Raw genomic sequence first — 8,396 nt, forward strand, 5'->3', positions numbered from 1 at the left:
GCCCCCGCTTTCCTGCCCGGGCGCGCTGGTGGCTTGCGCCCATGCCGCTTGCGGATGCAGTTGCGCAAGCGCCAATACCAGCATCAGCCAGAGCAACAAAAGGGAGCGCAGGCCGCGCCGTGTTCGTTTCATCAAAAACATTCTGGCGCTCCGCCTGATCCACCATTGCCATTCCCGCCACCGCCCGCGCCGCCACCGTCACCGGTACCAGCGCCCGTGCCCGAGCCGTTGCCCGAGTCGAGCACCGTGCAACCCATGGTGATGCAGTCGGGTGCCGGGGATTTGCCACCCGGGCCGCCTGGGCCGCCCGGACCCCCTCCTGGGCCGTCCGATCCCCCCGGATTTACGGGGCTGCCGGTATTGCCTGCGCCCGGGTTGGAAATCGTGGTCTCGCCTTCGACGGCGTCACTTTGCATGTGCAGCGTGACGTACGTGACGACCGGCAGCCGGCCCTGCGCGATGAGTTGGCTGTGGAAACTGTCGCCGCCGTTGTCGAACCACTTCAGGTAGTGCTTGTAGATGGTGCTGACCAACGGAATCTTGAGCTCGTAGCCGTGCGTCACCTTGATCTTGAGCAGGTTCGCGTCCTGCACGCTCTGGCCCGATTGGCTGCCGACGTTTCTGTTGCGGTCTGCCAGGCCGGCGTTGGGTATTGCGCGTGCGTTGTACTTTTGCTCCAACCAGGGATCGTTCCAGTCGTCAAAGCTCGCGTGTGTGGGGTTGAGCAGGTCGATGCGCAAATTGCCCTGCAGGTCGGCCGCCGCCTTGGCCTTGGCCTGCGCCAGTTCCGCGCTGTCGCGGCCCCCGCCGTATAGCGGCACCAGCGCGCGCAGGTAGCTTTCGCGGATGTCCGAGAGTTTGGCGTGGGCCATGCTGCCCGAGCGCGCGGCCATAAAGCTCGCGTGGTTATCTGGTTTTTGGAGAAAAACACCAGGCCGTATTGCAGCATGGCCAGCCCCAGCAGCGTAATGATGGGGCCGACCACGGTGAACTCGATCATGGCGCTGCCGCGCTGGCGTGGCGCAGCGAATCGTGGTGTGCTGTGTTGGCGCATGGTGAATTGGCTTAGGCTGGCGGCCCGCATGGGCTGGGGTTCAGGGCTTGGCAGGGGTCAGGGGGAAGTTGATGACAGGGTCTTCCATCAACTCAAACAATTCCTTGCGATACAGCAAGACCTGAAAGACCCCCTTGGGGCCCCCGCCCACAAGATGGATGAGCGCGGCCTGCTTGCCCAATATCTCGCCCTCCAGCGCCTCAATGGTGAAATCGTGTTGGACGCGCGGGGTATCAGGGAGCGGTCCCTCCCCGCGCCAATCATTCACGGGGCCATCAACCTCGATGTCGAAGCGCTGCGTCTTTGAAAGGCCATACAGCCGCGAATGCTTGAACGTCAGATCGGGCAGTTTCAGGCGCGTGTGCCTCTGCGCCTTGGGATCGGTGTAGTCCATGCTGACCCCGCTCAGCGAGCCCGTGTGCAAATCCAACTCGGCCTCGTAGGTGACGCCTATCGTCAGAGAGTCATGGCCGTTCTTGTCGAGCGGCTCTCCCGTGCCTGACAATGAATAGTAGAGACCCACATAGGTCACTTTCCGGGTCCTGGGCGCATCGGTCTGGTCGGTGAGCAATCCGAGCTGGGCAAACCAGCCAGCACCTTTCTTGCGACTCTCGCCTTCGCCCTCTCCGAAGGAAAAGTACCAAGCCGGGTTCTGACCCATATCCTCGTTGGCCGTAAAGTTAAAGCCGGCAGTGCCACCCTGTTCGCGTGTGTAGTAGAACTCTGTGTCGCGCTGGTGTTTGACATGCCCGTAACGCCTGCCATCCACAATGAAGCAGTTGCAGTCGCGTCCGGCCTGAACATGGCGCCGCGCCAGGCCGTAGGAGGGGGTGGTCATGACGAGGTTGCCTTCGCTGTTCTTGCTGATGAGACCGTCGACGATGTAGCCCGAGATGTCGAAATTGATCATCGGGGCGTCAGGCTTAGGGTCGGTTATGGCCTTGTGCAGCGCCAATTCATCGGTGGATGACGACGTGGGTTGGACGCAGTTGCCGCCCATCTCGCGCTGGGCGCACAGCGGTCCGGCAGCAGTAACGAAGATATCGCCGTTTATGGCGTCACCGCCAATGACCCCGGGGTCCGAGGTGTCATCGTCTCCACCGCAGGCGACAAGGGTCAGGCCGCAGGCCAGCAGCCAAAACAGGAAACGGGTGCGGGGCGCCGCCATGGGGCGCTCCGGGGATAAGGGTCGATGGAGCATGGGGAGCGAATCAGGAAACAAAGGGATGGGGCAACGCGCTGGCGTCACCCGGTGGTGCTTGCACGGGAACGGCTGCTGGTTGATCTGATTTCTGGAGAAGTCATGGCGCAGCGGATCGTGGTGTGCTGTATTGGCGCATGGTGAATTGGCTTAGGCTGGGGCGGCCCGCATGGGCTGGGGTTCAGGGCTTGGCAGGGGTCAGGGGGTAGTTGATGACAGGGTCGTCCATCAACTCAAACAATTCCTTGCGATACAGCATGACCTGAAAGACCCCCTTGGGTCCCGCGCCCACAAGATGGATGAGCGAGGCCTGCTTGCCCAGGATCTCGCCCTCCAACTCCTCGATGGTGAACTCGTGTTGGACGCGCGGGGTATCAGGGAGCGGTCCCTCCCCGCGCAAATCATCCACGGCACCCTCAATCTCGACGTCGATGCGCTGCGTCTTTGAAAGGCCATACAGCCGCGAATGCTTGAACGTCAGATCGGGCAGTTTCAGGCGTGTGTGCCTTTGCTTCTTGGGGTCGGTGTAGTCAATGCTGACCCCGCTCAGCGAGCCCGTTTGCAGATCCAACTCGGCCTCGTAGGTGACGCCTATATTCAGAATGTCTGAGCCGTGATCGAGCGACTTTGCCGTACCTGACAATGAATAGTAGGCGCCCACATAGGTCACTTTCCGGGTCCTGGGCGCATCGGTCTGGTCGGTAAGCAATCCGAGCTGGGCATACCAGGCGGTCCCTCCCTTGCGACTTTCGCCTTCGCCCTCTCCGAAGGCAAAGTGCCAAGCCGGGTTATGACCCATCTCCAAGTTGAATGTAAAGCCGGCGCGTCCACCCTGTTCGCGTGTGTAGTAGAAATCTGTTTCGCCCAAGTGTCTGCCATTCCCGTAACGCCTGCCATCCACAATGAAGCTGTTGCGTCCGGCCTGGACATGGCGCCGCGCCAAGCCGTAGGCGGAGTAGCTCATGTCGATGCTGCCTTGGCCGCCCTTGGTGAGGGGAGATTCGACGATGTAGCCCGAGATGTCGAAGTTGATCACCGGGCTTTTGGGGTCAGGGTCGGTCATGGCCTTGTGCAGCGCCAATTCATCGGTGGACGACGACGTGGGTTGGACGCAGTTGCCGCCCATCTCGTGCTGGGCGCACAGCGGTCCGGCCGCAGTAATGAAGATATCGCCGTTTATGGCGTCACCGCCAATGACCCCGGGGTCCGAGGTGTCATCGTCTCCGCCGCAGGCGACAAGGGTCAGGCCGCAGGCCAGCAGCCAGGACAGGAAGCGGGTACGGCGCGCCATGGCGCGTCCCGGGGATGAGAATTGATGTGGCATGGGGGAGTTCAATCAAAAGAACAAAGGGGTTGGGAAACGCGCGTCACCCGGTGGGGCTTGCGCGGGAACTGCTGGTGGTGGATGGGGAACTGGCGTCGTCCTGATCCTTCTTGCAACGGCCATATGCCGTGGTGGGCGGCGGTGTGCTGGCTGTCTCATGGTCCTCACGGTCATGACCCGGCCGGACAAACCGGGCGCTGCAGACGCCATGCCCCGTGCCTGCATCCACCGGCCAGGGCCGCAACTGCATGCCGGGCTCCAGGCCCTGGCTGGCTATTGCGCCTGCGGGCATCTCCAGCACATGGGCGGCGCCCGGTCCGCCCCAGCTGCAGCGCCAGGGGGCCAGTGCCGGTACCTGGCGCGTGATGCGGCCCTGGGTGTCGAGGTAGACGACGTCCAGCGCGTAGCGCATGAAGCAGCTGTGCACGCTGGTGCAGCGCGCAATCAGCAATGCGCTGCTGTCGCCAGCCGCCGTGCCGCGCGGGTCGCTGCGGCCCATCAAACCGATGAAGCGCTCCCAGAAGCCCCGGGCTTGGCGAATCTGCAGTGCGTGGTGCTCCGGCTGGCCCGCCATCACAGCCCCGTGTTCATGAATTTCATCGCGATCGGGAACAGCAGCACGATGAAGGTGCAGGGGAAGATGAACGCGATCAGCGGAAAGAGCATCTTCACGGGGGCTTCCATCGCCAGTTTCTCGGCGCGCAGAAAGCGCTCCGAGCGCCGCTGGTCGGCCTGCGCGCGCAGCACGGGTCCGAGGCTCATGCCCATGCGCTCGGCCTGGATCACGGCCATGATGAAGTTCGTCACGCTGGGCTCGTTCAGGCGCTCGCCCATGTCGCGCAGCGCTTCGGCGCGCCCCTTGCCCGCGCGCAGGTCGCGCAGCACGCGTTGGAATTCTTCGCGCACCAGACTCGGCGGGCCCTTGGCCACGGCCTGCGTGATCGCTCCTTGCATGTTCAGCCCGGCCTCGACGCACAGCGTGATGATGTCCAGGAAGAAGGGCATCATGCGCAGCAGTTCGCGCCGGCGCAGTGCGATGCGGTCCCGGATCCAGATCGCGGGGTATAGCCAGCCGAGCAGCGCGCCGATGGCCATGGCCTGCGCGTAGACACCGCGGGGAATGTGCCGGGGCTCGGTGTTCGCGCCCGCGCTCGCGCCGATGGGCACTCCGTCGAAGCTGGCGACGATCCACCAGACCACGAGCAGCGCCACCAGCGCGCTGATGACGCGGCAGGCGATGAACTGCGCGGGGCTCAGGGTGTAGTCCAGCCCCGCCTGGCGCAGCTTGAGCCGCAGGGCCTGCACGGCCTTGCCGTCGCCGAGCTGCGGCGCCAGCAGGTAGCTGATCCATTGGATGGGCCACCAGAGCAGGCGAAAGGCCAGGGGCGGCGAGTCCTTGTAGCTCCGGTCCTCGGACGGGACGCTGGCCATGGAGCGGCTAAGCAGCCAGGCCACAAGGCCGACACTGAGTCCCGCGGACGCGGCGATCAGGGCGATGATCAGGGTGTTCGATTCCATGGATCTAAACGTCGATGGCGATGATCTTGCGGAGTCGGCGCAGTGCGATGCGGTCCCGAATCCAGATTGCGGGGTATGGCCAGCCAAGCAGCGCGCCGATGACCATGGCCTGCGCATAGCTGGCAATGAACTGCGCGGGGCGCAGGGTGTAGTAGCCCAGCCCCGCCTGGCGCAGCTTGAGCCGCAGGGCCTGCACGGGCGAGTCCTTCGAGCAGCTAAGCAACCAGGCCACGAGGCCGGCACTGCATCCCGCGGACGCGGCGATCAGGGCGATGAACAGGGTGTTCGGTTCCATGGGGCTCAACCTAAACGTCGATGGCGACGATCTTGCGGATGATGTACACGCCCATGAACTCGAAGACGGCGATCACGGCCAGCGTGGCCCAGCCCATGCGGGTGTGCCAGAGCATGGACATGGCTTGCGGCTCCATCTTGTTGAGGATGAGCATGAGCACCAGGGGCAGGGCTCCGACCACCCAGGCTTGCAGCTTGCCCTGCGCCGTCAGCGAGCCGATCTTTGCCTCCATTTGCAGCCGGCTGCGGATCGTCACCGAGGTGCGCTCCAGGGTTTCGGCCAGGCTGCCCCCGGTTTCGTTGGCAATGCGCATGGCCGAGGTGATGAGGACCGTGGTCTGCGTGGGCATGCGCCGGCTCAGGTTGTTCAGTGCCTGCTCCAGCGTCACGCCCAGGCGTTGTTCGCGCAGCATGAGCGCGAATTCCTGGCTCAGCGGCGGGCTCGATTCGGCCACCAGCTGCGCGATCGCGCTGCTCAGGCCCACGCCCGCGCGCAGGCCGCCGCTGAGCATCATCAGCGCGTCGGGCAGTTGTTCCTCGAACCGGCGCAGTCTGCGCTTGCGCATTTGCTGGTAGAGGAAACGCGGCAGCAGTCCGAGCACGAAGAAGGTCGGCAGCGCGAGCAGTTCGCTGCCGCTGATGAGCCACACCAGCACGCCGCCGAGCGCCATCACCGCCAAGTTGGCGACGAACAGCTTGCGCGGATCGATGAACAGGAAGAACTCTGCCGCCTGGAAGCCCGCGCGCTCGGTAAAGCTGGCGCGGTAGCGCCGCAGCGAGGAGCTGCCGATGTCGATCAGCAGCCAGGTCAGCAGCGTGGTCGACAGGGCGACCACGGAGATGATCACGAAAAAGAGGGTGTCCGGCGCGAGGCTGCTCATGCTCTCTCTCTTTCTCCCGGCGCGTTGCCGCCGGCGCCGGCGGTGCTGGTCCCGGGGACGCCGCGGAAGATGTCCAGGTCGAGCACCGCGCCGCTGGCACGCAGTTCGTCGTAGAAATGCGGCACCGTGTCGCAGCCGCTGAATTGCCCTTGCACCTTGCTCAGGCCGTTGGCCTGGATTGCGTAGCCCCGGTTCACGAAGGTGAACAGGTCCTGCAGCTGGATCTTGCCGCTTTCCATGCCGCTGATCTCGGTGATGTACGTGACCATGCGCGTGCCGCAGGAGAAGCGCGTTTGCTGCACGATGATGTCCACCGCGCTGGCGATCTGCTCGCGGATCGCCGCCAGCGGCAGTTCCATTCCGGCCATGAGCACCATGGTCTCGAGCCGGGCCAGTCCGTCGCGCGGGCTGTTCGCGTGCAGCGTGGTCAGCGAGCCTTCGTGGCCGGTGTTCATGGCCTGGAGCATGTCCAGCGCCTCGGCGCCCCGGCATTCGCCGACGACGATGCGGTCGGGCCGCATGCGCAGGGTGTTGCGCACCAATTCGCGGATGCTGATCCCGCCCTTGCCTTCGACGTTTGCCGGGCGCGATTCCAGGCTGATCAGGTGCTCGTGGTTGAGCTTGAGCTCGGCGGCGTCCTCGACGGTGATGACGCGCTCGCCGGGCGGGATGAAGTTCGACAGGATGTTGAGCAAGGTGGTCTTGCCCGAGCCCGTGCCGCCGGAGACGATGATGTTCTTGCGCGCCTCCACGCAGATGCGCAGGAAGTCGGCCATGGCCGGGCTGAGCGCGCCAAACTGCACCAGGTCGTCGGCGCTGAGCTTGCGCTTGGCGAATTTGCGGATGGTCAGCGTGGAGCCCTTGAGCGCCAGCGGGGGAATGATGGCGTTGACGCGTGAGCCGTCCTTGAGCCGCGCGTCGACCATGGGCGAGGATTCGTCGATGCGCCGGCCCAGCGGGGCGACGATGCGCTCGATCACGCCCATCACGGCGTGGTCGCTGGTGAAGGTCAGCGAATGCTTTTGCAGGCGGCCTGCGCATTCGATGTAGATCTCGTCGAAGCGATTCACCATGACTTCGGTCACCGTGTCGTCGCTGAGCAGTTCCTCCAGCGGCCCCAGGCCCACGGCCTCGTCGAGGATTTGCTTGCGCAGCGAGTCGCGGTCGAGCGGGGCCGGAATGTCGGCGTCCATGTCCAGCATGATCCTGGCGATGAGCTCGCCGGCCTCGGTGCGCAGGTGCTCGTCGGACATGCCCGAGACGTCATGGCGGCGCAGGTCCATGGTCTCGATGAGCTTGGCGTGCAGGCGCTTGCGCCATTCGAATTCGAGCGCGCGCAGGGATGGGTCCCGTTCGATCGCGGGCGGCGACGCCGCGTCGGTCAGCGTGTGCAGCGTCGGCAGGGAGGGTGCTGCCGTGGCAGCCACCGGGTCGGGTGGTGGTGCGGCGGCGCGGGTGCCGGGCGAAGGGGCCTTGGATTCGGCGCTGTCGTGCCGTGCGGGCGCTGATGCTGATGTATGGCCGGGAATGGTTTCCTGGCCGAGCACGCGCAGTCGAAAGGAGCCGATGCCGATGGTGTCGCTGGCCTGCACGGGCCCGTACTGCGCATCGATGCGCTGGCCATTGACGAGCACGCCGCCAAAGCTGCCGCCATCTTCGAGCAGCACGCCCGCCGGGCTTTGGAGCAGACGCGCATGCTCTTTGCTGATGCGCCAGTTGTCCAGCCGCAGCTCGCAGTGCATGCCCTTGCCGATGGAGCATGTGTCCGGCACCTGCATGCGCTGCTGCTGGCCGTCAGGGTGGGTGATTTCCAGATCGATCATGGAAGGCCGCCGTTCAGAAAGCGGGGAACAGCCACTGGGTCTCGACCCAGCCGCGCCGCCCGTCAACCTGTACCGCAGAGAACTGGGCCTGAGGGGCCTGGGGCAGGACCTCGACCTGGCTGCCCAGCGCCAGGCGTTGCAGCACGGGCGCGTTCACGTCGGGCGTGACCCGCAGCGCGAGCGCGTCGAGGGTGACGCGGTAGCTGCCGGGTGTGGGGTGGGCGTCCCCGCCGGCGGCTTCGCGCGCGGCGATGTCCTGGCCCTGCCGGGCCTGGCGGGCGTGCGCGCCGTCAGGCGGTGC

9 protein-coding genes and 1 pseudogene are annotated in these 8,396 nt (G+C 65.1%); all 10 read right to left on the bottom strand.

The window, feature by feature from the left end:
• Nucleotides 1-131: 131 nt before the first annotated feature.
• On the bottom strand, nucleotides 132-872 hold the full coding sequence (locus VTU_RS35460) for a pilus assembly protein (protein WP_265597343.1): 741 nt from the start codon (nucleotides 870-872) through the stop codon (nucleotides 132-134).
• An 80-nt stretch (nucleotides 873-952) separates the two neighbouring features.
• A pseudogene (locus VTU_RS35595) lies at nucleotides 953-1,084 on the bottom strand (hypothetical protein); the annotation flags it as partial.
• 10 nt (nucleotides 1,085-1,094) lie between these two features.
• On the bottom strand, nucleotides 1,095-2,222 hold the full coding sequence (locus VTU_RS0117665; RefSeq protein WP_010106638.1) for a hypothetical protein: 1,128 nt from the start codon (nucleotides 2,220-2,222) through the stop codon (nucleotides 1,095-1,097).
• 214 nt (nucleotides 2,223-2,436) lie between these two features.
• Nucleotides 2,437-3,546 (bottom strand): hypothetical protein, encoded by a 1,110-nt coding sequence (locus VTU_RS0117670; RefSeq protein WP_010106639.1) that lies wholly within the window; start codon nucleotides 3,544-3,546, stop codon nucleotides 2,437-2,439.
• Nucleotides 3,547-3,622: 76 nt separating this feature from the next.
• A complete protein-coding gene (locus VTU_RS0117675; RefSeq protein ID WP_010106640.1) occupies nucleotides 3,623-4,153 on the bottom strand; it encodes a DUF192 domain-containing protein in 531 nt (176 codons plus the stop codon).
• Complete coding sequence (locus tag VTU_RS0117680) at nucleotides 4,153-5,097, bottom strand: type II secretion system F family protein (RefSeq protein WP_010106641.1); 945 nt, start codon at nucleotides 5,095-5,097, stop codon at nucleotides 4,153-4,155. Before VTU_RS0117680 ends, VTU_RS0117675 begins: the two co-directional genes overlap by 1 nt.
• Nucleotides 5,098-5,101: 4 nt before the next feature.
• Nucleotides 5,102-5,392, bottom strand: a complete 291-nt coding sequence (locus VTU_RS0117685) for a hypothetical protein (RefSeq protein ID WP_010106642.1) — start codon at nucleotides 5,390-5,392, stop codon at nucleotides 5,102-5,104.
• A 10-nt stretch (nucleotides 5,393-5,402) separates the two neighbouring features.
• Complete coding sequence (locus VTU_RS0117690) at nucleotides 5,403-6,272, bottom strand: type II secretion system F family protein (RefSeq protein ID WP_010106643.1); 870 nt, start codon at nucleotides 6,270-6,272, stop codon at nucleotides 5,403-5,405.
• On the bottom strand, nucleotides 6,269-8,095 hold the full coding sequence (locus VTU_RS0117695) for a TadA family conjugal transfer-associated ATPase (RefSeq protein ID WP_010106645.1): 1,827 nt from the start codon (nucleotides 8,093-8,095) through the stop codon (nucleotides 6,269-6,271). The genes VTU_RS0117690 and VTU_RS0117695 overlap by 4 nt, the downstream gene beginning before the upstream one ends.
• 13 nt (nucleotides 8,096-8,108) lie before the next feature.
• The coding region (locus VTU_RS27980) for an SH3 domain-containing protein (protein WP_010106647.1) at nucleotides 8,109-8,396 on the bottom strand (288 nt) is incomplete at its 5' end.

The sequence above is a fragment of the Verminephrobacter aporrectodeae subsp. tuberculatae At4 genome, from assembly GCF_000193225.1.
Taxonomy (GTDB): Bacteria; Pseudomonadota; Gammaproteobacteria; order Burkholderiales; family Burkholderiaceae_C; genus Acidovorax; species Acidovorax aporrectodeae.

What these genes read in the sequence shown, in the direction of transcription:
- VTU_RS0117695 (WP_010106645.1), bottom strand. Translation starts at nt 8,095, where the DNA reads ATGATCGATCTGGAAATCACCCACCCTGACGGCCAGCAGCAGCGCATG.
- VTU_RS0117670 (WP_010106639.1), bottom strand. Translation starts at nt 3,546, where the DNA reads ATGGCGCGCCGTACCCGCTTCCTGTCCTGGCTGCTGGCCTGCGGCCTG.
- VTU_RS0117675 (WP_010106640.1), bottom strand. Translation starts at nt 4,153, where the DNA reads ATGGCGGGCCAGCCGGAGCACCACGCACTGCAGATTCGCCAAGCCCGG.
- VTU_RS0117690 (WP_010106643.1), bottom strand. Translation starts at nt 6,272, where the DNA reads ATGAGCAGCCTCGCGCCGGACACCCTCTTTTTCGTGATCATCTCCGTG.
- VTU_RS0117680 (WP_010106641.1), bottom strand. Translation starts at nt 5,097, where the DNA reads ATGGAATCGAACACCCTGATCATCGCCCTGATCGCCGCGTCCGCGGGA.
- VTU_RS0117665 (WP_010106638.1), bottom strand. Translation starts at nt 2,222, where the DNA reads ATGGCGGCGCCCCGCACCCGTTTCCTGTTTTGGCTGCTGGCCTGCGGC.
- VTU_RS0117685 (WP_010106642.1), bottom strand. Translation starts at nt 5,392, where the DNA reads ATGGAACCGAACACCCTGTTCATCGCCCTGATCGCCGCGTCCGCGGGA.
- VTU_RS35460 (WP_265597343.1), bottom strand. Translation starts at nt 872, where the DNA reads ATGGCCCACGCCAAACTCTCGGACATCCGCGAAAGCTACCTGCGCGCG.